General features: G+C 69.8%; 20 protein-coding genes. 9 read left to right on the top strand and 11 right to left on the bottom strand.

What is annotated here, in order from left to right; translation table 11 throughout:
• Positions 1-131: 131 nt before the first annotated feature.
• Positions 132-1100 carry a hypothetical protein gene (locus QSK22_RS24695; protein WP_285496744.1) on the bottom strand — a complete coding sequence of 323 codons (969 nt, stop codon included), beginning with the start codon at positions 1098-1100 and terminating at the stop codon, positions 132-134.
• A 260-nt stretch (positions 1101-1360) separates the two neighbouring features.
• Between QSK22_RS24695 and QSK22_RS24690 the strand changes: the two genes are divergently transcribed.
• Positions 1361-3736 (top strand): hypothetical protein, encoded by a 2376-nt coding sequence (locus QSK22_RS24690; protein WP_285496743.1) that lies wholly within the window; start codon positions 1361-1363, stop codon positions 3734-3736.
• 22 nt (positions 3737-3758) lie between these two features.
• On the opposite strand, the gene QSK22_RS24685 is transcribed toward QSK22_RS24690, so the two are convergent.
• The 3 genes from QSK22_RS24685 to QSK22_RS24675 all read right to left on the bottom strand — a co-directional run bounded on the left by QSK22_RS24685 (position 3759) and on the right by QSK22_RS24675 (position 7574).
• Positions 3759-4970, bottom strand: coding sequence for a hypothetical protein (locus tag QSK22_RS24685; protein WP_285496742.1), 1212 nt, complete (start codon positions 4968-4970; stop codon positions 3759-3761).
• A gap of 673 nt (positions 4971-5643) precedes the next feature.
• Entirely contained in the window at positions 5644-6201 is a 558-nt protein-coding gene (locus QSK22_RS24680; RefSeq protein ID WP_285496741.1) for an ABATE domain-containing protein, read from the bottom strand.
• Between the two features lie 266 nt (positions 6202-6467).
• The gene (locus QSK22_RS24675; protein WP_285496740.1) at positions 6468-7574 is read right to left on the bottom strand and encodes an NAD(P)-dependent malic enzyme; all 1107 of its coding nucleotides are present in this window, start codon (positions 7572-7574) and stop codon (positions 6468-6470) included.
• 499 nt (positions 7575-8073) lie between these two features.
• On the opposite strand from QSK22_RS24675, the gene QSK22_RS24670 reads away from it, so the two are divergent.
• From QSK22_RS24670 to QSK22_RS24655, 4 genes are all read left to right on the top strand, one after another.
• A complete protein-coding gene (locus tag QSK22_RS24670; RefSeq protein WP_285496739.1) occupies positions 8074-8925 on the top strand; it encodes an ABC transporter substrate-binding protein in 852 nt (283 codons plus the stop codon).
• A gap of 9 nt (positions 8926-8934) precedes the next feature.
• Positions 8935-9780 carry an amino acid ABC transporter permease gene (locus tag QSK22_RS24665; RefSeq protein WP_285496738.1) on the top strand — a complete coding sequence of 282 codons (846 nt, stop codon included), beginning with the start codon at positions 8935-8937 and terminating at the stop codon, positions 9778-9780.
• A gap of 14 nt (positions 9781-9794) precedes the next feature.
• On the top strand, positions 9795-10553 hold the full coding sequence (locus QSK22_RS24660) for an amino acid ABC transporter ATP-binding protein (RefSeq protein ID WP_352231477.1): 759 nt from the start codon (positions 9795-9797) through the stop codon (positions 10551-10553).
• Between the two features lie 135 nt (positions 10554-10688).
• Positions 10689-11657: a zinc-binding dehydrogenase gene (locus QSK22_RS24655; protein WP_285496736.1), complete on the top strand. Its 969-nt coding sequence runs from the start codon at positions 10689-10691 to the stop codon at positions 11655-11657.
• A 72-nt stretch (positions 11658-11729) separates the two neighbouring features.
• Here QSK22_RS24655 and QSK22_RS24650 read toward each other — a convergent pair whose 3' ends face one another.
• The 6 genes from QSK22_RS24650 to QSK22_RS24625 all read right to left on the bottom strand — a co-directional run bounded on the left by QSK22_RS24650 (position 11730) and on the right by QSK22_RS24625 (position 19313).
• Positions 11730-12440: a PadR family transcriptional regulator gene (locus tag QSK22_RS24650; protein ID WP_285496735.1), complete on the bottom strand. Its 711-nt coding sequence runs from the start codon at positions 12438-12440 to the stop codon at positions 11730-11732.
• A gap of 1 nt (position 12441) precedes the next feature.
• Positions 12442-13257, bottom strand: coding sequence for a DUF4097 family beta strand repeat-containing protein (locus QSK22_RS24645; RefSeq protein ID WP_285496734.1), 816 nt, complete (start codon positions 13255-13257; stop codon positions 12442-12444).
• Between the two features lie 96 nt (positions 13258-13353).
• A complete protein-coding gene (locus tag QSK22_RS24640) occupies positions 13354-13533 on the bottom strand; it encodes a DUF6104 family protein (protein WP_285496733.1) in 180 nt (59 codons plus the stop codon).
• A gap of 95 nt (positions 13534-13628) precedes the next feature.
• On the bottom strand, positions 13629-17327 hold the full coding sequence (locus QSK22_RS24635; protein WP_285496732.1) for a multifunctional oxoglutarate decarboxylase/oxoglutarate dehydrogenase thiamine pyrophosphate-binding subunit/dihydrolipoyllysine-residue succinyltransferase subunit: 3699 nt from the start codon (positions 17325-17327) through the stop codon (positions 13629-13631).
• Between the two features lie 197 nt (positions 17328-17524).
• Positions 17525-18196 carry an AIM24 family protein gene (locus QSK22_RS24630; protein WP_285496731.1) on the bottom strand — a complete coding sequence of 224 codons (672 nt, stop codon included), beginning with the start codon at positions 18194-18196 and terminating at the stop codon, positions 17525-17527.
• Between the two features lie 187 nt (positions 18197-18383).
• A complete protein-coding gene (locus QSK22_RS24625) occupies positions 18384-19313 on the bottom strand; it encodes a glutathione S-transferase family protein (protein ID WP_285496730.1) in 930 nt (309 codons plus the stop codon).
• 92 nt (positions 19314-19405) lie between these two features.
• Here QSK22_RS24625 and QSK22_RS24620 point away from each other — a divergent pair, with 92 nt between their 5' ends.
• The 3 genes from QSK22_RS24620 to QSK22_RS24610 all read left to right on the top strand — a co-directional run bounded on the left by QSK22_RS24620 (position 19406) and on the right by QSK22_RS24610 (position 22066).
• Positions 19406-20128 carry a DedA family protein gene (locus tag QSK22_RS24620; RefSeq protein WP_285496728.1) on the top strand — a complete coding sequence of 241 codons (723 nt, stop codon included), beginning with the start codon at positions 19406-19408 and terminating at the stop codon, positions 20126-20128.
• Between the two features lie 194 nt (positions 20129-20322).
• On the top strand, positions 20323-21225 hold the full coding sequence (locus QSK22_RS24615; protein WP_285496727.1) for an SDR family oxidoreductase: 903 nt from the start codon (positions 20323-20325) through the stop codon (positions 21223-21225).
• Positions 21226-21238: 13 nt separating this feature from the next.
• Positions 21239-22066, top strand: coding sequence for an enoyl-CoA hydratase/isomerase family protein (locus QSK22_RS24610; RefSeq protein WP_285496725.1), 828 nt, complete (start codon positions 21239-21241; stop codon positions 22064-22066).
• A gap of 184 nt (positions 22067-22250) precedes the next feature.
• On the opposite strand, the gene QSK22_RS24605 is transcribed toward QSK22_RS24610, so the two are convergent.
• The gene (locus QSK22_RS24605) at positions 22251-23018 is read right to left on the bottom strand and encodes a sirohydrochlorin chelatase (RefSeq protein ID WP_285496724.1); all 768 of its coding nucleotides are present in this window, start codon (positions 23016-23018) and stop codon (positions 22251-22253) included.
• A gap of 410 nt (positions 23019-23428) precedes the next feature.
• Between QSK22_RS24605 and QSK22_RS24600 the strand changes: the two genes are divergently transcribed.
• Positions 23429-23827: a roadblock/LC7 domain-containing protein gene (locus QSK22_RS24600; RefSeq protein WP_285496723.1), complete on the top strand. Its 399-nt coding sequence runs from the start codon at positions 23429-23431 to the stop codon at positions 23825-23827.
• Positions 23828-23833: the final 6 nt, after the last annotated feature.

The following is a 23833-nucleotide window of genomic DNA, read 5'->3' as shown; positions in this document are numbered from 1 at the left end:
GTGGTGTCGAGTCGGCATAGGAGAGGGCCACGAGGGCTCATGACAGAGTCGGGCCCTCGGGCGGGGCGGGGGGATTGCATTCCCTTGTGTCGACTATTGCACCTTGGGGCGACGGCGCACCGGCCAGCCCATCACCAGCTTGCTGATCGCCTACGACCATTGGAATCACTCGTAGAGTCAAGTCGTTTTCCGCGGGCCAGTGCGCGTTCACGGCGGGCTTTCTCTGCGGCGCGTTCGGCCTCTTCCCGGCGCTCGCGCTCGTTGCGGAACTCGGCGGCGGCGTCCAGCAGTTCGGCCACCGTGCGCCGGCCGTTTCCGGGGCCGTCGTGCCCACCACGGAACTGGCGCATGAGTTCCATCTGGACCTGGGCGCCCTGGCCTTGGGCGACCCGCCGAAGCAGCTCGTCCTTGTCCCGGTCCGGCAGGTTCTTGATCCAGTCGGTCAGGTCGCGGGCATCATCCTTCGGTCTGGCCAGTGGCGGGCTGGCTTGGGCGGCGACCTTGAGCAGGTCGGCGTCGACGCAAAGGAAGTCGGCCAGGGCGCGCTGGGCTCCGGTGAGCGTTCTCAGCCCGGCGGGCACCGACGGCTCGAGTACGTCTTCGTGGTCGTCGCTGAAGGCGTCCTCGTTGCGTTCCCATGTACCGTACGCCGCCAGCCAGGCGAGATAGAGAGGACGCCTGTCCCCGGCTGCGAGTTCGGCGCGGACGCCGATGATGGCATCCAACCTGCTCTCGGACTCCTCGGACCAGTCGTCCGGATCGGCCTCGCTGGTCAGATCCAAGACGAGGTTCTCCTGGGAAACAGAGGCGGTCACATAAGGATCGACGCAGTACCGCTCGGCCACTTCCAGGCTGAGTATTTTCCGGGGGAGGCGCAGCATCACCCGGCGCGTACCCCAGTTGGCGTAGTAGAGATGCGCGTCGTAGTAGCGCGCCATCAGCGTGCTCGGGTCACCGCGGAAGTCGCCCCAGTGGTACTCATTGGCGAAGCTGGTGGCAGTGATCCGGGCTCGGGTGGAAAGAGCGCGGACCTCGGCCTGCTGCCGCTCGTCCAGCGGCTGATCAACGGCCAGAAACTCGTAGTACTGGTATTCGCTCATGGTCGCCCAACACCATACCGGCACCTCTCCGGGTAGCGGCAGGCTTCTCGATCAACCGGCCGACCGTTGTAGGCGGTGCTCGTCTTATATCGGTGCCTCTCCGGCTTCTGACACGAGTGGGACGCAGTCTGATTTGCCGGTATGGCGCGGTTTCTTGCTTCGTTGGACGAAGCAAGCAAGTCCCGGCTTTACTTCGCGCCGTTGACGCTCTTGACCGGTTGCGCTATCTCTGGCCGACGGGGCAGAAGGGTGTACTGCGGGTGGATGGAACGAAGATCGATGCCGCGGCGGTTCAGGCGGAGTTGCAGGGGATCTCCGCGCTCATGAACGAGATCAACCGGGTGATGGGGCCCGATACGTGGCAAGGCGGGACGGCCGCCGCGTTCACCACGGATCTGGACGGCCACGGCCGGTCGCTGGGCCGGATGATGGCGGAGATCCTGCGTGCGGTCGCGCGTGCCAACGAGGTGCCGATGACCCTGACGCCACCTCACATATCCCGCGTGACGCCCCCGTCGGGCCTTCCCGGGGTGGCATCGGTCTCGATCTCCCGTATGGAGCGACTGGAGACGGCACTACGGAGAGCGGCCGACGGCCTGCCCGACCAGGGCCGCCGCATCCGCGCTCTGCTGGCGAAAGCGGGACCTGGGATAGCCGGTACCGCCCAGTGCGATCGCACCGCCGCCTGGTGCAGCCAGCAGGCGGGCCGGATGCGCACCCGCCTCCGTTACGCGATCGCGGAGAACCGTGGTCGCGCCTCATGGGGCATGACGAGCATCCCCGACAAGGAGCGGTTGGATAGCAAGGAGATGGCCCGCCTCGGCCAGATGCAGGCCGACCTCTACGCCGCGCACATGCGGCAATCCAACGCCGAAAGCACAGAGCTGCTCGCCGACATCGCACGCTCTCTACGAGAGAACCGCAAGGACGCGGGCTACCTCGCGGCCTTCTTCTCCCAAGTCCCACCCGGATCGATCGGCAAGCTGGCTTACAACCTCCACCGCCGGCATGGCGGCACTGGACTCAACGCAACCGACAAGCAGATAGTCGCCGACATGGGCACCGCCCTGGCCGCCGCGTCCAACAAGGAGGACTCGGAGAAGGCGGTGTCCAACGCGCTCGGCCCCATCGGCTCCGACATGCCAGGACAGGCGCTGTTGGTGAAGCTCAGCGCTCCGGAGGTCAAATGGAGTTCCGCCGTCCTGCTGGACATGGCCAAGGCCGCGCTGCGCTGGCGCCAGCGGTACCCGTCATACGAACTGACCGACGCCACCGGGTTGCCTGGGTCCCGACAAGTCTCCGTCATCAATCAGCCCCACGGCCGATGGTGGGACGACTGGGGCATCGACGGCAGCGGAGAAAATCCTTTTACCGACCCTAATGTCAAACGTCTGCGTGAGTACGACCCGGCACTGAACATCCTTGGCAGGATCGCCCAGCAGCAGGACACCACCGCCGCGCGAGAGCTTGCCGCCACAAAGCTCGAGGGCTCCTTTACAATCAAGGACGCGGACAAGGCACTTCCATTGATCCTGCTCAGCCGCGGCTCGGGCAACACCTACGGTTCGCTGCTGGTCGCGCCGGACTGGATGGACCAGGGAACGGCGGCGGGAGCGGTGATCAAGCTGGCCACAACTCCCGAGAAGGGCCACGAAGAGCAGGCCGCGGAGAACGCCGCCAACATCATGGAAACCGTCGCCTGGTGGAACGACGTCGGCAGGGACAAGGTCCATAAGTTCCTGGATCGAGGGAAGGCCGCCGACTACAACCCTCTCGTGGCCGACAGTTCGGCACCCGACTGGATGCCGCACCGCGGCGAAGAGTATTTCGCCGAACTCGGCCCCGGCCTGCGCCAGGGGTTGCTCCAGATGACCCGCATGCATATTCCTGCGCTTGCGACTGCCGAGCGCACAACGAGCGGCACCGGGCTTTTCCTCACCGACCCCGTCACTGGGCAGATATATATTCATCTTGGGCAGGAGGTGCAATCCTTCCTGCGCACCCTCGCCATCGACGACAGAGCTTGGGCGCAACTCGCGTTGGACACCCAACGGTACCGGCAGCTTCTTAACGCATGGGCGATCCGGAAGGGCAGTCTCGGCGATGCCACCACGAGAGGTGGCTACCTTGAGGGAAATCTCATTGCTGCGTACGCCAAGGAGCGAGTCACCAACGAGGAGCGCATCAAGGCGCAGTACGAAGAGGTCAAGAAGCAGCTCAGTCTCCTCCGCGATGCCGCGGCGGCCATCATCGGAGTGACGCCCGCAGGGAACATCGGAGCCGACAGTGGTGTCGAGATGGCCACCAACCCGGCCCTAGACAAGATCAAGTACGCTGACTTCGATAAGAATGTCGAGCAGATCAAAGCTGTTCACTCTAGTTATTCCAGTCAGCTCTACGTGGATCTGGCCCGGGGTTATGCCATCGCCCACAACGGCAAGGTCGGCGATCCGTTCATCGACGGTGTTCTCTGGAAGTCCGTGCTGAGTGATGAGGAGCGGGATCGCATCGTGGTATGGGCCATGCAGCACGAGTTCAGTGGTGGATCAAGCAGGTCGGCTGATCTGCCGAGGACGGGGCTGGCTCTCGTTCGTGAAACGCAGGACGCGGTGTCGCACAACGCGCCGCAACAGTAGCCGCCATGGTTTCCGGCCGAGTTCAGGCGGGGTAGGGTCTTCCCGCCGGATCGTCGGGCATGCGGAATGAATAGACGCGACCGCACATCTTGTCGCTGATCACCAAACTACCATCCGGTAGGCGTGCGATGCCGCCAGGGAATGCTGAGCCGATCGTGGCGAGCGAGCCGTCGAACTCGTCACACCGTCTCGCTTCGCCCCAAGACAACAATGTCAACCCTTTGTCTTTGCTTGCGCGCACTGGGCGAGGGGTGCGATGGGTCGCGTTCACGCCCCCCAGGAGTAGTGTCGACCCATCACCCAGCTGTGCGGCGACGGTCCAGGGGGGCAGGGACCGCGCGGATTGGGGGAAGCGAAGTCCCGACGCGGCGCCGGTGCGGGGAATCCAGATGATCCCCTGGTGGCCGAGAATCGCCATCTCGCCGGTGCGGCTATCGCTGGCCACGTACGTAGTGTCAAAAGTCGTGCCTGCGGAGACCTTGGCCAGTGCCTTGTCGTATCCCTCGGGATGCCACCTCCGAATGGTGCCTATTTCGGGCACCTCGAACAGTTCGCCGTCTTTTCTGGCGATAATCGGCGTGCCGTCGGCTCTCAGGTTGAATCGAGCGTCTTGCAGGCTTTCCGCGATCTCTTCGCGCTTCGTCTTCGATGCCGGCCGCCCTGAATCCGTGACCACTGAAAGTTTCTCGCCCAGTGCACTGTCCCAAGCGAGCTGGACCTCTTGTCCAAGAGTGGCAAGAGAAGCTTTCGTGAGATCAAAGCCCGAGTATGCGCTCATCAGCCACAGGTCGTTGCCGTGCACGGCGAGTTGGCTCGGCACGTTCCCCAACTTCAGCAGCGTTATTCGGCCGTTGTGTTCAAGCCGGGCTATTCTGCCCTCTCGGCCGTGGACCACTTCGAACATTATGCGTCCGTCGCCCGCCGCTGCCAGCCCGCCGTTCGTGTATGCACTGGTCTGGAGGGCATACTCGCCGTCGCGTGGATCACGGTTGATGTTGTGGTCGCCGGCGATGATGACGACCTGGCCGGGGCGGGTGGGGCGGGGGGTGGGGTTGAACGACGGTTCGTCCGGGGTCGATGAGCAGGCGCTCAAGATCATGATGGCGGCGGCGGTGGTCGTGAACCTGTTGCGTCGCACGAAGTTGATGATGACACCAATCCGTCTTTCGCTGGCACCGAAGTGGGGATGTCCGCCCAGGGGCGTCGCGTCGCCCGCAACCGCGTGATCGCGCAATGACTAGTGATGTTCTGCCCGAAATCCTGCCCGGTCGCGCGTTATCGCCAGTGTCGATGGCTGAGCAGCGCAAGGACCTGGTACCTGTTCCTGCGCGTGCCCGGCCAGTCGGAGTGCAACGGGCATCTGGAGGATGCGCAGCCCCGTTGTTCGCTGCGGCGGCATGGCTGGTGTTACCTGGCGTGCCGGCTGTGGTCGATGGACGGCACCCCGCTGTGCTGCGGCGCCTCTCGCTCCGTCGGCTGCGGCACGGGGATCTGCTGGAGTGTCCAGCTGCTGCTGATCACCAGTCAGGGGCGGTGTCTGTCTTCGGCCTGGCCCATCCCCAAGGCGTTGGACGAACGCAGGTGGTGCAACTGCTGCGCGTCCAGCGGTTTCGTGCCGGAGTGTGGCCGATCGTGTGCGGCGGGGGATTCATGGGGGCAGGCGTGGAGAAGGGGGCCGTCGGCCTGGGTTGTCCTGATCCGCCCTGTCCGAGCCCAGCCGCTGGGCGTGGTGTTCCCGGTCGGCTGCGCCGGTGCGTTGAGGTGGTGAGCTGGACACTGGAGAGCCGGTTCGGGCTGGGGATGCCACGGCGCGCGCACCACGGAGGACTGTCGGTGGATCTGCGTGTTTGACGGCGCGTCCTGGCACTGCCGCGATGTCCTGGTCGGGCTTTCCTGCGCGCGGATCTCTAGCGGGGGTGTGGGGGGAGGGGGACGGTGACGCGGCGGGGTGGGTGGTGGTGGGCGGCGGCGGTGACGCGAGGGGTGTGAGCGGGGCAGTGGTGGCGGGAGGGGTCGCCTGTGGTGTCGAGGTAGGCCCGGTCGCAGCCGTCGGTCGCGCAGATGCCGAGGCCGTGCATGCCGCGGTCGCTGATGTGGACGGCCAGGCCCATCGCGGCGCGGGCGGCGTAGCGGTCGGGGATGGAGCCGCCCTCGTTGAGGTGCAGGTGCCAGCCCTGGGCGTCGTGGCCGGACAGCTGGGGGTGGATGGGGTGCTGGATGAGCAGGGCGTTGAGGCGTTCGGCGGCGTCCTCCTCGTCGCCGTGGTCGGCGGCGACGAAGACGGCGCGCAGTTCGTCGCGCAGTTCGCGCATCGCGTCCAGGTCGCGGCGGGTGACGCGGCCGCCCAGGTGCGGACGGTGGGCCAGCAGGGCCTGCAGCCCGTCCAGGTCGCCCAGCCCGTCTCCGCTCGGCTGCCGGGTGTTCACCAGGTCGAGCGCCAGGTCGGCATAGGAGGAGAGGTCCACGAGGGCTCCTGACGGAGTCGGGCCTTCGGGCGGGGCAATGCATTCCCTTGTGTCGACTATTACACCTTGGGCGACGGCGGCGGCAGAGGGCGCCGAGGCGAATATGAAATATTTGCGGGATGAGCGGTGTGATGGCGGCAGATTGGTCGTCTGGTTGGAGTTTGGGGGAAGTTTTGACGGAGGTGGTGGGGGTGGAGTTGATTACGGCCCGTGTTCCCGGGGGTGGGAGCACGGGCCGTAATCGGGGCCGGAAGATCGTTGTCGGCTCAGCAGCGGGCGACGCCCTCGCGGCGGGCCTGGTCGGCCACGGCCGCGCTCACCGCGGGCGCGACGCGCTCGTCGAACGGGCCGGGGATGATGTGGTCGGGGGCGAGGTCGTCGCCCACGATGGCGGCCAGGGCGTCGGCGGCGGCCAGCTTCATGCCCTCGGTGATGGTGCGGGCGCGCACGTCCAGCGCGCCGCGGAAGATACCGGGGAAGGCCAGCACGTTGTTGATCTGGTTCGGGAAGTCGCTGCGGCCGGTGGCGACCACCCGGGCGTACCGCCGGGCGACCTCCGGGGGCACCTCGGGCGTCGGGTTGGACAGCGCGAACACGATCGCGTCGTCGGCCATGGCGGCGATGGCCGACTCGTGCACGGTGCCGCCGGACAGGCCGATGAACACGTCGGCGCCGCGCAGCGCCTCCTCGGTGGAGCCGCGCAGGCCGGCCCGGTTGGTGTCGGCCGCCAGCGCCTCCTTGACCGGGTTGAGGCCGGCCCGGCCCGGGTAGATCAGGCCGCGGCTGTCGGACACGGCGATGTCGCCGATGCCCGCCTCCAGCAGCATCCGCGTCACGGCCACGCCGGAGGCGCCCGCGCCCGCGACGACGGCGCGCAGGTCCGACAGCGGCCGGCCGATCAGGCGGGCGGCGTTCTTGAGCGCGGCCAGCGTCACGACCGCGGTGCCGTGCTGGTCGTCGTGGAAGACGGGGATGTCCAGGGCCGCGCGCAGGCGGTCCTCGATCTCGAAGCAGCGCGGTGCGCTGATGTCCTCCAGGTTGATCCCGCCGAAGCTGGGCGCCAGCCGCACGACGGTCTCCACGATCTCGTCGACGCCGGTGCAGTCGAGCGCGATCGGGACCGAGTCGACCCCGGCGAACTCCTTGAACAGCAGCGACTTGCCCTCCATGACGGGCATGGAGGCGGCCGGGCCGATGTCGCCGAGGCCGAGGACGGCCGTGCCGTCGGTCACCACCGCGACGACCTTGGACGTCCAGGTGTAGTCGTTGGCGAGCTCGGGGTTGTCGGCGATGGCGGTGCACACCCGGGCGACGCCGGGGGTGTAGGCGAGGGAGAGGTCTTCCTTGTCGCGCACCGGGATGGTGGAGCGCATCTCGAGCTTGCCACCCCGGTGCAACCGAAATGCCGGATCGTTGTCGAGCGAGGCGGAGTCCGGGGATCCGGACCGGCGCGTTTCGCTGGTGAAGGGCTGAACAGCCACAGCGACCCCTGTCTGTGAGATGAGAGCTTTGAGGCGATGCCGCGCGTGGACGATGGTGCGGTCTGGTGGCCGGGCACCTGCGGTGATCTCGCGACGTACGGGGGTCACCCGTTGTCCGATTGTGCCACAGGGGCCTCGTCCCGAAGAGCGGGGCCCTGCGTGGCGGCCGTCACGGAGCGTGCGCCCCGGACGCCCCGCCACACCCGTCCCTTTCGCGTCATGCCCACCGTGTGCAGCCGAAACGTCGCCGCGGGTAGGGTGGAGCCGCCCGCTCTGTTGTGCGATTGTTTCGCACCCTTAATCCAGTTCATGCCTGGTGTACGCCAGAATGTGCACTCGTCTGCGGATCGACCCGATCCGCCCAATGATCGAGAAATTGTGGAGGGGGACCGTGACGACTGGTTCTCTGCGTCGCCGTGCCGTCGCGGCCGCCGCGCTCGCCATGAGCGGCCTGCTGGCGCTGAGCGCGTGCGGAGGCGACTCGGGCGACGACTCGGCGACCGGGACCAAGGTCCCCGGGGTCAAGCTGGTGAGCAGCGGCAAGCTGAAGACCTGCACCAACCTGCCGTACCCGCCGTTCCAGTACGAGGAGGGCGGCAAGGTGGTCGGGTTCGACGTCGACATGATCGACCTGGTCGCCAAGAAGCTCGGCGTCACCCAGGAGATCGTCAACATCGACTTCGACGTGATCAAGAGCGGTGCCGCGCTCAACGCCAACCGCTGCGACGTCGCCGCCGCCGGCATGACGATCACCGACGAGCGCAAGCAGAACCTGGGCTTCTCCCGGCCGTACTTCCCCGAGGTGCTCGGCCTGCTGGTCAAGAAGGGCGCGGGCATCACCTCGGTGGACGACGTCAAGGCCAAGAACGCCAAGCTCGGCGTCCAGGCCGACACCACCAGCCAGGACTACGCCAAGAGCAAGGGCATCGCCGGCGCCCGCCAGTACAAGGACTCCGGCAAGCAGCTGCTGGCCCTGCAGTCCGGGGCGATCGACGTTGTCCTGCAGGACCTGCCCGTGGTGAACGGGTGGCTCAAGAAGCCCGAGGTCTCCGGCAAGTTCGAGCTCGCCGCCGAGATCCCGACCGGCGCGCAGTACGGCTTCGCGGTCAAGAAGACCGGCAGCGAGGAGCTGCTGAAGGTCATCAACGAGACGATCACGTCCGCCATCCAGGACGGCACCTGGAAGGCGACGTACAAGAAGTGGGTCGGCTCCGACCCCAAGACGATGCCCGCCGAAGGCTGATATCTCCTCATGACCGCGACGACGCCAGAGGCCGGTCCGGCCGGAAAGCCCGCCGGCCGGACCGGGCTCAGCCCACGCCAGAAGCAGCGGATCGGCCGCTGGATCCAGTACGCGATCTTCCTGCTGATCGTGGTGCTGGTCGCTGTGTTCGCCGACTGGGGGAAGATCCACGAGCACTTCCTCGACGGCGACGCGGCGCGCGAGACCGTCCCCGACATCTTCCGGGCGCTCGGCAACACGGTGATCTACACCGTCCTGGCCTACGCGCTGGGCATCGTGGTCGGCCTGGTGATCGCGCTGATGCGGTTGTCGTCGGTGGGGCCGTACCGCTGGTTCGGGCTGGTCTTCATCGAGATCTTCCGCGGGCTGCCCGCGCTGCTGATCCTGATCCTGGTCGCCTTCGGCCTGCCGATCGCCTTCCCGGCGTTCAGCGACCCGCCCGGCGGCATCTACACCCAGATCGCCCTCGGGCTCGGCCTGGTGGGCGCCGCCTACATGGCCGAGACGATCCGGGCCGGCATCCAGGCGGTGCCCAAGGGCCAGATGGAGGCGGCCCGCTCGCTGGGCATGTCCTACGGCCGCGCCATGCTCACGATCGTCATCCCGCAGGCGTTCCGGATCGTGATCCCGCCGCTCACCAACGAGCTGGTGCTGCTGTTCAAGGACTCCTCGCTGGTCTTCGTGCTCGGCGTGACCAGCAGCCAGGTCGAGCTGACCAAGTTCGGGGAGCAGGTCGCGGTGCGGCTGGCGGACGTCACCCCCATCATGGTGGCCGGCACGGCATACCTGATCATCACGATTCCGCTGGGCTACCTCGTGCGCAGGCTTGAGGCCCGCCAGGCGAAGGCACGGTGAGCGTTGTGACGCACATGGTGGAGATCCGCGGGCTGCGCAAGTCGTTCGGCCCCGTCGAGGTGCTCAAGGGCATCGACCTGTCGGTGCAGCGGGGCCAGGTCATCTGCATCATCGGCCCGTCCGGCTCGGGCAAGTCGACGCTGCTGCGGTGCGTGAACCTGCTGGAGGAGCCGACCGCGGGCACGATCGTCGTGGACGGCGTCGAGCTGACCCACCCCGACGTGGACATCAACGCGGCCCGCCGCCGCCTGGGCATGGTCTTCCAGCAGTTCAACCTGTTCAGCCACCTGAAGGTGCTGGAGAACCTCACCATCGCCCAGCGGCGGGTGCTCAAGCGGTCCAAGGCCGAGGCCGAGCGGATCGCCCGCGAGAACCTCGCCAAGGTGGGGCTGGAGGGCAAGGCCGACAGCTACCCCTCCCAGCTGTCCGGCGGGCAGCAGCAGCGCGTCGCCATCGCGCGGGCGCTGTCGATGGACCCGAGCCTGATGCTGTTCGACGAGCCCACCTCGGCGCTCGACCCGGAACTGGTCGGCGATGTGCTCACCGTCATGCGCCAGCTCGCCCAGGAGGGCATGACCATGCTCGTGGTCACCCACGAGATGGCCTTCGCCCGGGACGTGGCCGACCACGTGGTGTTCATGGACGGCGGTGTGATCGTCGAGCAGGGGCCGCCGGACCAGGTCATCGGCGATCCGCAGCACGAGCGCACCCAGCGCTTCCTGCGCCGGGTCCTCGACCCCACCCACGTGGACGTCGGCGACGCGCGCGGCTGACCTGGAGCACCCGGAGGGCCTGACAGCCGGCGAGGCGCCCGAAGAGACCCCGAAGCCGCGCTCCTGGCGTCCCTTCCTGCGCGGAGGGCGCCCCCGGCTGGGGACTGCGGCGGCGGCGCGGACTAGGGTGCGGTCATGTTCGCTGTGACGGCTACGCGATTCGACGCAGACAACCCCGTGAACGGGCTGACGCTGGGCGAGCGGCCCGACCCGCAGGTCCCCGACGGGTGGACCACGGTGACGGTCAAGGCCACCGCCCTCAACCACCACGACCTGTGGTCGCTGCGGGGCGTGGGGCTGCGCGCCGAGCGGCTGCCGATCATCCTGGGCTGCGATGCGGCCGGGCTGGACGAGGACGGCAACGAGGTCATCGTGCACTCGGTCATCGGCGACCCGCAGCGCGGCGGCGGCGACGAGACCCTCGACCCCAAGCGGTCGCTGCTGTCGGAGCTGCACGACGGCACGTTCGCCGACAAGGTCGCGGTGCCGCGCCGCAACCTGGTGCACAAGCCCGCGGAGCTGTCGTTCGAGGAGGCGGCCTGCCTGCCGACCGCCTGGCTGACCGCCTACCGGATGCTGTTCGACAAGTCCGGCCTGCAGCCCGGCTCGACCATGCTGGTGCAGGGCGCGGGCGGCGGCGTCGCCACCGCGTTGATCGCGCTCGGCTCGGCCGCGGGCTACCGGGTGTGGGCGACCAGCCGCAGCGAGGCCAAGCGCGCGCGGGCCCTGGAGCTGGGCGCGGACGCGGCGTTCGAGCCCGGCGCCCGGCTGCCCGAGCGGGTGGACGCGGTCATGGAGACCGTCGGCCAGGCCACCTGGTCGCACTCGCTGAAGTCGCTGCGGCCGGGCGGGCGGATCGTGGTGTCGGGCGCGACCAGCGGCCAGGTGCCGCCCGCCGAGCTGAACCGGGTGTTCTTCCTGCAGCTGTCGGTGGTCGGCTCCACCATGGGCACCCGCGAGCAGCTCCAGCGGCTGGCGCGGTTCCTGGTCACGACGGGCGTCCGGCCGAGGATCGACCGGGTGCTGCCGTTGAACCGGGCCGTCGAGGGCTTCACCGCCATGGCCGAGGGCGACCTCTTCGGCAAGATCGTCTTCACGCCGTAGCGGCTCCGCCCGGCCGAAGGGAACCGGGCGGGACGCGCACAGCGGCGATCACGACAGCGATCACGACAGCGATCACGACAGCAGGTCGCGGAGGCGGGCGCGGGCGTCGTCGAGCAGGTCCCGCACCGCCTCCAGGTCGTGCTCGCTCAGCCGGGCGTCGCGGGCGTCGCGGCGGACGTCGTCGACGAAGCGGCCGAGCAGGCGCTCCAGCTTGAGGCGGGCGAAGTCGTCCTGGGAGCCGGTCGCGGTCTTCCAGACCTCCTCCCAGTTGCGCTGCCACTCCTCCTTCCAGGTCTGCGTCTGCTCGCGCCAGAAATCCTTCTGCCGGCGCCACTCCTCCTTCTGGCGTTCGGCGGTCTCCCGCCACGCCTCCTTGGAGGCGGCCCGGCCCTGGTCGCGCATGCTGCGGGCGGCCTGGGTGAGCTCCTCGCGCAGCGAGCGCACCGTCTGCCGGACGTCCTGCTGCACCTCGCGGGCGAACCGCTGCGCCGAGGCGGAGATCTCCTCCTCCAGCTCGGCCAGCTCGTCCATGCGGCGCTCCAGCTCGGCCCGGCCCTTGTCGGTCAGCGAGTAGACCTTCTTGCCCTTGACGACCTCGTGGCTGACCAGGCCCTCGGACTCCAGCCGGGCCAGGCGCGGGTAGATCGTGCCGGGGGAGGGGGAGTAGACCCCGAGGAAGCGGTCCTGCAGCAGCCGGATCACCTCATAGCCGTGCCGGGGGGACTCCTCCAGCAGCTTGAGCAGGTACAGCCGCAGGCGGCCGTGGCCGAAGACGGGGCTCAACTCACTTCTCCATTTCGGATGCGGGGTCGCCGGGGGCGCGGCCGAGCAGGGTGACGCTGCCGGACACGGTGCTCACCGACAGCCGGCCGGCGGCGTCCCCCAGTCTGCCCGCGACGGTCCGGCCGAACGGGCGGTCCTGCCGCTCCAGCCCGGGGAAGGAGGATTCGAGCCGCCCGGCCGCCGAGTTCAGCGTCACCTCGGCCGAGACGGACTCCGGGAGGCGCAGCGCCACCTCGCCGGACACGGTGTTGACCTCCACCGAGCCGGACTCGGCCAGGTCCACGTCCACGGCGATGCGGCCGCTGACGGTGCGGGCGGTCAGCGCGTCGACCGAGCCGCCCGCCAGCGCCAGGTCGCCGGACACGGAGGTGAACGCCACCCGCCCGTCCAGCCCCTGGGCCTCGATCGCACCCGACACGGTGCCCACGTCGATCTCGCCGGTGACGCCGTCCAGGGTGACGTCGCCCGAGGCGGTCTTGAGGGACGTGCGGGCCGACAGCCCGGTGATGACGGCGTCCGCGGACACCAGGTTGACGGTGACCGGGCAGTCGTGCGGCACGGTGACGGTGACCACGGCGCGGCACCGCTGGGTGCGCAGCCAGGTCAGCACGCCCTCCCAGAGCCGCTCGTGGCTGACGTTGAGCATGCCGGCCTCGTGGCTGACCACCAGCGGCGGCCCCTCGACCTCGTCCACCAGGACCGAGGGCCGCTCGCCCCCGGCCAGCACGCAGACGCTCCCGGCGATCAGCGTGGTCTTCAACGCCACCACGCCGTCGAAGTCCAGGGAGGTGGGTTCCTCGATCGTCCAGCGCGGCATCGCGACATCGCCCTTCGTTCGACTGCTTCCAGTAAACACGATATGTCGCGTCTCGGTAAGTCCGGGCATATCGCGTCGGGACAGCGCCGGAACGGGCTACTCCTCGTCGTCCTCGTCCAGCCGGGCCAGCCAGGTGGCCAGGCGGTCGACGGGCGTCTCGAAGTCGGGGTTCAGGTCCACGAACTCGCGCAGCCGCTCGGCCAGCCAGCCCAGGGTGACCTCCTCCTCGCCGCGCCGCTCGGTCAGCTCCTCGATTCCCCGGTCGGTGAAGTACATCGCCTCTCTCCAGCCATGCGGCAAAGGCGAGGGCTCCGGGCGCGGCCGCGCCCGGAGCCCTCGACCCTCAGCCGGTCGTTACCCGTTCCGGTCCGTCACTGCTCGGCGCCGAACACCCGGGCCAGCAGCGCCTCCTGCTCGGCCTGGTGCAGCTTGGCCGAGCCGACCGCAGGCGACGAGGCCGCCCGGCGCGACACCCGGTTCAGCTGCCGGCCGTCCAGGTGCGGCGGCAGCTTGATCGCGATGAACGGCCAGGCGCCCATGTTGGCCGGCTCCTCCTGCAGCCACACCAGCTCGGCGTCGGCCGGGTACTTGGCCAGTTCCGCCTTGATCTCGTCCACCGGCAGCGGGTAGAGCCGCTCCACCCGCACCAGCGCCGTGTCGTCGACGCCCGCCGCCTTCCGCGCCGCCAGGGCCTCGTAGTAGACCTTGCCGGACGTCAGCACGACCTTGCGCACCTTCGACGGGTCGATGTCCGCGGACGTCTCGCCGATCACCGGCTGGAACGAGCCGCCGGTGATCTGGTCGACCGCCGAGGTCGCCGCCTTGAGCCGCAGCAGCGACTTGGGCGTGAACACCACCAGCGGCTTGCCCCGCTGCGACAGCACCTGCCAGCGCAGCAGGTGGAAGTAGTTCGCGGGGGTCGTCGGGTAGACCACGGTCATGTTGTCCTGGGCGCACAGCTGCAGGTAGCGCTCGATGCGCGCCGAGGAGTGGTCGGGCCCCTGGCCCTCGTAGCCGTGCGGCAGCAGCAGCACCACGCCCGAGCGCTGGCCCCACTTCTGCTCGCCGGACGAGATGTACTCGTCGACGACCGACTGCGCGCCGTTGGCGAAGTCGCCGAACTGGGCCTCCCAGCACACCAGCGCGTCCGGCCGGGTCATCGCGTAGCCGTACTCGAAGCCCATCGCCGCGTACTCGCTGAGCAGCGAGTCGTGCACGTAGAACTTCGACACGCCCTGCCCGAACTGCTTGAGCGGGGTGTACTCCTCGCCGGTCTTGCGGTCCACCAGCACCGCGTGCCGCTGGCCGAAGGTGCCGCGCCGCGAGTCCTGGCCGACCAGCCGGACCGGGTGCCCGTCGATCAGCAGCGACCCGAACGCCAGCAGCTCCCCGGTGGCCCAGTCGATCGCGTCGTCCTCGATCGACTGCACCCGGCGCTGCAGGATCGGCTGCAGCCGCGGATGCACGTTGAAGCCCTCCGGCAGCGTGACCTGCGTTTGGATGATGCGCTTGACCGTCTCCATCGGGATCGCGGTGCCCGTGCCCGCGTGGTCGATCGGGATGCGCTCCTCGACGTCCGGCTTGACCACCGACCCCGGCTCCAGCGGCCGCTTGGCCGCCTCCCGGGTCTCGGTGAACGCCCGCTCCAGCTGCTCCTGGTAGTCGCGCAGCGCCGCCTCGGCCTCCTCGACCGTGATGTCGCCGCGGCCGATCAGCGCCTCGGTGTACAGCTTGCGGACCGAGCGCTTGGCGTCGATCAGGTCGTACATCAGCGGCTGGGTGAACGAGGGGTTGTCGGACTCGTTGTGCCCGCGCCGCCGGTAGCAGACCATGTCGATGACGACGTCCTTCTTGAACGTCTGCCGGTACTCGAAGGCCAGCCGCGCCACCCGCGCGCACGCCTCCGGGTCGTCGCCGTTGACGTGGAAGATCGGCGCCTGGATCATCCGGGCCACGTCGGTGGAGTAGACGCTGGAGCGCGAGTACTCCGGCGCGGTGGTGAAGCCGACCTGGTTGTTGACCACCACGTGCACGGTGCCGCCGGTGCGGTAGCCGCGCAGCTGCGACAGGTTCAGCGTCTCGGCCACCACGCCCTGCCCGGCGAACGCCGCGTCGCCGTGGATGAGGATCGGCAGCACGGTGAAGCCCGCCTCGCCGACGTCCAGGACGTCCTGCTTGGCGCGGACCACGCCCTCCAGCACCGGGTCGACGCACTCCAGGTGGGACGGGTTGGCCACCAGCGACGTGCGGATCTTCGAGCCGTCGGGGGCCACGAAGTCGCCCTCGGCGCCCAGGTGGTACTTCACGTCGCCCGAGCCCTGGGCGCTGCGCGGGTCGAGGTTGCCCTCGAACTCGCCGAAGATCTGCCCGTAGGACTTGCCGACGATGTTGGCCAGCACGTTGAGCCGGCCGCGGTGCGCCATGCCGATGACGACCTCGTCCAGGTGCGCCTGCGCCGCCGCCGAGATCACCGAGTCCAGCAGCGGGATCAGCGACTCGCCGCCCTCCAGCGAGAATCGCTTCTGCCCGACGAACTTGGTCTGCAGGAACGTCTCGAACGCCTCGGCGCTGTTGAGGCGGCGCAGGATGTGCAGCTGCTCCTCGCGCGACGGCTTGTCGTGCGGAACCTCCACCCGCTCCTGGATCCAGGCCCGCTCCTCGGGGTCCTGGATGTGCATGTACTCGATGCCGACCGTGCGGCAGTAGGCCATGCGCAGCACGCCCAGGATGTCGCGCAGCTTCATGGTCGGCTTGCCGCCGAAGCCGCCGGTGGCGAACTCGCGCTCCAGGTCCCACAGGGTGAGGCCGTGCTGGAGGATGTCCAGGTCGGGGTGGCGGCGCTGCTTGTACTCCAGCGGGTCGGTGTCGGCCATCAGGTGGCCGCGCACCCGGTAGGCGTGGATCAGCTCGTGGACGCGGGCGACCTTGGCCACGTCGTCCTCGTGGGTGGCCGAGATGTCCTGCACCCAGCGGACCGGCTCGTACGGGATCCGCAGCGCCTCGAAGATCTCGTCGTAGAAGCCGTCCTCGCCCAGCAGCAGCTGGTGGATGCGGCGCAGGAAGTCGCCCGACTGCGCACCCTGGATGATGCGGTGGTCGTAGGTCGACGTCAGCGTCATGACCTTGCTGATGCCGTTGCGCGCCAGGGTCTCGGCGGATGCCCCGGCGAACTCGGCCGGGTACTCCATGGCGCCCACGCCGATGATGCAGCCCTGGCCGGGCATCAGCCGCGGCACCGAGTGCACGGTGCCGATCGTGCCGGGGTTGGTCAGGCTGATCGTGGTGCCCTGGAAGTCCTCAAGCGTCAGCTTGCCGGCGCGCGCCTTGCGGACGATCTCTTCGTAGGCGGCCCAGAACTGGCGGAAGTCCAGCGTCTCGGCGGCCTTGATGTTGGGCACCACCAGCTGCCGGGTGCCGTCGTCCTTCTGCAGGTCGATGGCCAGGCCGAAGTTGACGTGCGCGGGCTTGATCAGCGTCGGCTTGCCGTCGATCTCGGCGTAGCCGTTGTTCATCTCCGGCATCGCCTGCAGCGCGCGGACGATGGCGTAGCCGATCAGGTGGGTGAAGGAGACCTTGCCCCCGCGGCCGCGCGCGAGGTGGTTGTTGATGACGATGCGGTTGTCGATCAGCAGCTTGGCCGGGACCGCCCGCACGCTGGTGGCCGTCGGCACCGCAAGGCTGGCGTCCATGTTGGTCGCGGTGCGGGCGGCGACGCCGCGCAGCCGGACCTCCTCGGCGCCCTCGGGCAGCTGGACGGCGGGGGCCTTCTTGGCCTCGGCCTTCGGTGCCGCCTTGGGGGCGGCCTTGGGCGGCGTCACCGGCTGTGTCGGCGGGGCGGCCGCGGTGCCGTTGGCGGCCGTCACGACCGCTCCGTCGGTGCCGGGGGACGCGGTCGGGGGAGCGGCGGACGGCCGGGAGTCCGGCTGGTAGTCCGCAAAGAAGCTCCACCAGGCTTCGTCCACGGAGTTCGGGTCTTCGAGGTACTTGTGGTACAGCTCGTCGACCAGCCACTCGTTGGCACCGAAATCTGTGTGCTTGGGGTCGGCACTTGTGTGCGACTCTGTCGACACGGCGGAGATCGCCCTCTTCCGCAGCTCGCAGGTGTGTTCTGAGACGACTTAAGGCTACTCGCACTCGCCCGCCGGGGACGCCGCGACGGCGGCACCCCGCCCCCGCAGGCCCCCGTTACGGTGGATCTTGCCGAATCCGGCGGGCCGAGTTCATCGTGATCTGTGAAAACCTCCGGCGGCTGCGAGCCGTCCGCAGGTCAGTGGGTGTGCGGCGGGATCGTCGGGCCCTCGCTGGCCTGGACGAGCACGAAGCCCTGCCCCTGGAACGCCAGCTGCATGGCCTCGCCGCTGCCCCGGCCGATCAGCGCGCCCATCTTGAAGGTGCGGTTGACGCCGACCTGCAGGTGGCTGCTCCAGGCCACCGCCGACTGGCCGTCGACGAACGTGGGCGCCCGGCCGCAGTCGAGCATGACCGGGGTGCCGTGTGTGGTGAGCGCCACCCAGCCGGTGCCGGTGAGGGTGGTGTTGAACAGCCCGCCCGCGGCGATGCCCGCGCCCTGCACGCGCTTGATGTCGGACTGCAGGTGCGCGTCGTAGGCGAGGATGTTGGAGCCGTTGACGGTGATGCCCTCGTTCTCCAGGTAGAACAGGTGGATGTCGTCGGCGTCGTGGGCCAGGAACAGCAGGCCCTGCCCCTTGACCCGCATCGTGGGGACGCCCTCGCCGGTGAGCGCCTTCTTCATGAACTTGCCGATGCCCCCGGCGCCCTCGTAGTCGAAGTCCATCTGCCCCTGGAAGGCGACCATGGACCCCTGCCGGGCCAGGACGTCCCCGTTGAGGTGGACCCGGAGCATCTTGGAGTTCTGCAGGGCGAAGTGGCCGGGGAGCTGCTGCCCCTGGTCCATGTTGCCGAAGAACGCGCTGCGCATTGACTGACCCTTCCGTGGAGGTTTCGCGAAGTATTTGACGGTCGCGCTGGCCCCGGAGGTTCCGCGGACGGCGCGTCCCGGGGGCGGGATGTGGGGCGTCAGCATAACGAGGGAGGCCGACGCCCCGAGGACTCTCCGCGCGCAGCGCGACGTCTGGCACGGACCGGCCACGGCGGGCTCCGCCGCCTCAGCCGGCGGCGAGGCGGGCGCGATCGTGCGGCTCGTTCCAGTTGATGATCGGCCCCTTGGGCACCACCCCGGAGGGGTTGATGCCCTCGTGCGTGACGTAGTAGTGCCGCTTGATGTGGTCGAAGTCCGTAGTCTCCCGGAAGGCGGGCATCGAGTACAGGTCGCGGACGTAGCCCCACAGGTTGGGGTAGTCGACCAGCCGCCGCAGGTTGCACTTGAAGTGCCCGTGGTAGACGACGTCGAAGCGCACCAGCGTGGGGTAGAGCCGCACGTCGGCCTCGGTGAGCCGGTCGCCCATCAGGTAGCGCCGCGTCGCCAGGCGCTCCTCCAGCAGGTCGAGCGTGTCGAACAGCGCGTCGACGGCCTCCTCGTACGGCTCCTGGGCGGTGGCGAAGCCGGCCTTGTAGACGCCGTTGTTGACGTTGGTGTAGACCAGCTCGTTCAGCTCGTCGATCTCGGCGCGCAGCTCCTCGGGGTACAGGTCGGGCGCGCCGGGGGCGTGGTGGGCGGCGAACTCCAGCTCCATCGTCGTGGTGATCGCCGGGAAGTCGTTGGTGACGATCCGCCCGGTGCGGGCGTCCCACACGCACGGGACGGTGACGCGCCCCTCGTAGGACGGGTCGGTGGCCCGGTACAGCTCGGCCAGGAACGTCGCGCCGGTCACCGGGTCGGGCTCGGGGAAGCGCCAGCCGCGCTCGTCGCGGATCGGGTCGACCACGCCGAGGCCGATCACGTCCTCCAGACCGAGCAGCCGCCGGACGATCAGCGAGCGGTGCGCCCACGGGCAGGCGTAGGAGACCAGCAGCCGGTAGCGGCCGGGCTCGGCGGGGTACCCGCTGGAGCCGTCCGCGGTGATCCGGTCGGTGAAGCGGTTCGGCTGGCGCTCGAACCGGCCGTCCTTCATCTCCCTGGTGATGATCTTCGTCATCCGCGCCCCTGACGTCCGTCGCGTGCTCGTCTTTTTCCCACCAGCGTGCCGCCGCACCCGCCGGTGCCGCTAGCCTGAGCGCCGGGGTTTCCATGACGCAGCACTTCAGCGCCCTGGTGGACGGGCTGCCGCCGCTGCCGGTCTACCTGCTGGTGGCCGGCCTGGTGTTCGCCGAGGCCGCACTGTTCTTCGGGTTCGTCTTCCCGGGCGAGACCGCGATCGTGGTCGGCGGGGTGCTGGCCTCCCAGGGGCGGCTGTCGCTGGCCGTCCTGCTGCCGGTGGCGATCGCCGCCGCGATCGCGGGCGACTCGGCGGGCTACGAGATCGGCCGCCGCTACGGCGACCGCCTGCTCGACACGCGGGCGACGCGGCGGCACCGGGCCGCGGTGGGCCGCGCCCAGAACCTCATCCGGCGGCGAGGGGCGTTCGCCGTGTTCATCGGGCGGTTCACCGCGCTGCTGCGCGCTCTGATGCCCGCCCTGGCGGGCAGCGCCCGCATGCCCTACGCCCGGTTCCTGGTGTTCAACGCGCTCGGCGGGATCTGCTGGGTGGGCGTGTTCACCTTCGGCGGGTTCTTCACCGGGGCGGCGTTCGAGCACGTGGCCAAGGTCGCCGGGCGCGGCCTGTCGGTCGCGCTGGCCGCGGTCGCGCTCGTCGTGCTGGGCGTCTGGGCGTGGCGCAGGCACAGGGGCGAGGCGCGGTCCGGAAAAGGGGCCGATGGCGTCGAGCGGGACCTGCCCGGGGACGCCGCCGGCGCCCTCGTCGCGGACGCCGCAGCGGACGGCGCGTCCGACGGCATCCGTGACGGGCGGTGACCCGAACCGGACGATCACCCGCCGACGGGCATCCCGGACGAGTACCCGCCGCGCCTCCGGGGGAGAAGTCCAGGGGGCGAAGCCGAGTCAGATTCGGTCAGGTGGTACCACTGGGTAACCCTCGGGTGGTTACCTGAGGGCGTACACCCGTCGACCACCCGTCGACGTGTTCGGTGCGATGTGAGGAGAGCGGGATGTCGGAACTGCGCTACGACGGCCGGGTCGCGGTCGTCACCGGAGCGGGCCACGGTCTCGGGCGTCAGCATGCGCTGGAACTGGCCGCGCGCGGCGCCAAGGTGGTCGTCAACGACCTGGGCGGGGACCGCTCCGGCGTCGGCGCCTCCGCCGGTCCGGCGCAGGAGGTCGTCGAGGAGATCACAAAGAACGGCGGCGAGGCCGTGGCCAGCCCCGACAACGTGGCCACGCCCGAGGGCGCCGAGGCCGTGGTGGGCGCGGCGCTGGAGGCGTTCGGCAAGGTCGACATCGTCATCAACAACGCGGGCATCCTGCGCGACCGGTCGTTCAAGAACATGACCGTCGAGGAGTTCGACGCGGTGATCGCCGTGCACCTGCGCGGCTCGTTCCTGGTCACCAAGGCGGCCTGGCCGCACCTGCGGGAGAACGGCTACGGCCGCATCGTCAACACCTCCTCGCCCGCCGGGCTGTTCGGCAACTTCGGGCAGGCCAACTACGCCACCGCCAAGATGGGCCTGGTCGGGTTCACCCGGACCCTCGCCCACGAGGGCGCCAAGTACGACATCAAGGCCAACGCGATCGCCCCGGTCGCATGGACCCGGATGACCGAGGACCTGCTGCCCCCCGACTCCGCCGAGAAGCTCGGCGTGGACAAGGTCACCCCGCTGGTGGCCTACCTGGTGCACGAGAGCGTCCCGGTCAGCGGCGAGGTCTACACCGTCGGCGGCGGCCGGGTGGCCCGGGTGTTCGTGGCCGAGGGGCCGGGCTGGGGCACCAAGGACGCCCTGTCGGTGGAGGCGATCCGCGACAACTGGGAGGCGATCAACGCCCAGGAGCCGTACATCGTGCCGAAGAACCCGGGCGAGCAGATGGCCCCGCTGATCCAGCACCTGGGCTCCTGACCGCGCGCCGGACATGGGTGATCTGAAACTCGAGCGGCGGGACGGGGTGCTGGTGATCACCCTGTCCCGCCCGGAGCGGCTGAACGCGGTCACCGCCGCGCTCACCGAGGAGATGGTCGACGTCCTCAACGAGCTGATGCGCGACGCCGAGACCCGGGTGGTCGTGCTCACCGGCGAGGGACGCGGCTTCTCGGCGGGCATGGACCTGCGCGGCGGCGGCGCCGGCGACACCGACGCCGCCGGTGATGCCGCCGACGGGGCCGCGACCGAGGGGCGCCCGCAGCGGATCTACCGGAGCATCGCCCGGGGCGGCGAGGTGACCGCGCGGCTGCGGGAGATCCCGCAGCCGGTGATCGCGGCGCTGCACGGCCCGGTGGCGGGCATGGGGGTGTCCTGGGCGCTCGCCTGCGACCTGCGAGTGGCCGACCCGACCACCAGGTTCGTCGTGCCGTTCGTGGACCTCGGCCTGTCGGCGGGCGACTGCGGGCTGTCGTGGCTGCTGCCGCGGTTGGTCGGCCCGGCCCGCGCGGCCGAGATCTTCTACCGGGGGCGGCGGCTGGACGTGACGGAGGCGGCCGAGCTGGGCCTGGTCACGGAGGTGACCGAGCAGGGCGCGGACCTGAAGGCCGCGCTGGCGCTGGCCGACGAGCTGCTCGCCAAGTCCCCCTACGGGCTGCGCCGCACCAAGGAACTGCTCAACATGTCCCTGGACGCCCCCGGACTGCGCGCCCAGCTGGCGGCCGAGACCGGTGTGCAGACGCTGGCGTTCTTCACCGAGGACCTGGCCGAGGGCATGGCCGCCACCCTGGAGAAACGCCCTCCCGACTTCAAGAACCGCTGACCGCGTCGTGGGCGTGCCGTCCTGATGGGACGGCACGCCGCGCGCTGTCCGGTGCCGGGCCGTCTCGGGCGGCGGACGGTGGCGGCGGGTCGATGGCGGGGTCGTCTGGGCGCTCGGGCACGGCGGCATGGCGGGGTGGCTCGGCCCCCGGGGGCCGCTCGCCGCGAGCGGACGGCGCGTGCCGTCAGCGGCGCTCGAGGGCGGTGAGGGCCCGCTCCATGGCCTCGGTGTAGCGCAGGGCGGCCAGCTCCGCCAGGGCCGGGTGGGCGCCGATCGGGGCGGCGTACTGGGCGCCGGCGCGGGCGGCCGCGTTCGCGATGGCCTCCCGGTAGGGCTCGCCGTTGATGATGTACGGGGCCAGCGCCAGCCGGTTGGCGCCCGCGTCGCGCAGCTGCCGGACGGCGGCGTCGATGCCCGCGGGGTCGTCCAGCAGGGCGGTGAACACCGGGGCGGCCAGCCGGGAGGCCAGCAGCACGCTGGTCACCTCGGCCTGCCGCAGCGCGGGCTGCTCGCCGGGCGTGACGACGAGGAAGCCGCTGGCGGCCGTCACCATGCTCATCATCCGGATGCGGTCGGCGCGGGCCAGCCCGGCCTCGGCCAGCCGCTCGTGCAGCGCCGCGGCGATCTGCGGGTGCGGGCCGAGCGGCTCGGCGAGCAGGACGGGCGCGGGCGCGGACGCCACCGCCTCGCGCAGCAGGGGGTCGACCTGGGGGTGCGGGCCGGTCAGCAGCGGCACCACCACCGCGGCGGGCTCCTCGGGGCGCTGCCGGCGCACGCCCGCGAGGACCGAGCGCAGCGACTTCTCCTCGCCCTCCAGGTGGCCGACCAGAGCAGGCTGCCCGGTCTGCTCGGTCTCCACCAGCACGGCCAGCTCGGCCGCGATCGCGCCGCCTCCGCCCGCGGCGGAACCGGGGACGGCCAGGACGAGCGGGGGCGCGCCCGGGGGGAGCACGAAGGATTCGGTACCCCGGTGGCGGCCGCCGCGGGGCGTGCGGCGGCGTCTCGACGGAAGTGCCTCGGATGCCTGGGTTTCGGGACTCACGGCGGGAATCGTAACGCCGTCGGCCGTCGCACGCGGACGGCTCGGCGTTTCAGGGCATCATGGCACAGCACCGGGCCCGGCCGCACGGACGCCCGCGACCTGCGCTTCGACCGCGCGACACCGAGCGTCAATTCGGACTAATTACGCAAATAAGACATCTGTGTCGGGAGATGGGGTGGGCGTCCGTCGGCGTGCCAAATGGCGAATCCGTGGAAATGCCGCATAGCGGCTGGTAATGTCTGCGGCGCTTTCAGGGGCCGGGGACGCGTCCGAAAACGGCCGACGCGGACGCCGGGAGCCTGCCGACCGACGAGGGAAAGATGACGCACAACACCGCGACCGGTGAGCTGAACTGGCTGGTCAACGACTTCGCCGAGCGTGTGCCGGCGGTCCGGCAGGCGGTGCTGCTGTCGAGGGACGGCCTCGCTGTCGCCGCCTCCCGTGAACTGGCCCGCGAGGATGCCGAGCACCTCGCGGCGCTCGCCGCCGGCGTGCAGAGCCTGGCCCGGGGCGCCGGACGGCACTTCGGCGGCGGAAACGTCCGCCAGACCATCATCGAGATGGACCACGTCCTGCTGTTCGTGACCGCCGCGGGCGACGGCTCCTGCCTGGCCGTGCTCGCCGAGGCCGAGGCCGACGCCGGCCTGATCGCCTACGAGATGGCCGTGCTGATCAAGCGGGTGGGCACGCACATGCAGGTCGATCCGAGGTTCGCCTGAGGGGAT

The sequence above is a fragment of the Actinomadura sp. NBRC 104425 genome (assembly GCF_030269545.1).
Lineage (GTDB): Bacteria > Actinomycetota > Actinomycetes > Streptosporangiales > Streptosporangiaceae > Spirillospora > Spirillospora keratinilytica.
The sequence above is the reverse complement of the archived record's forward strand: the minus strand, read 5'-3'. Positions and strand labels throughout refer to the sequence as shown.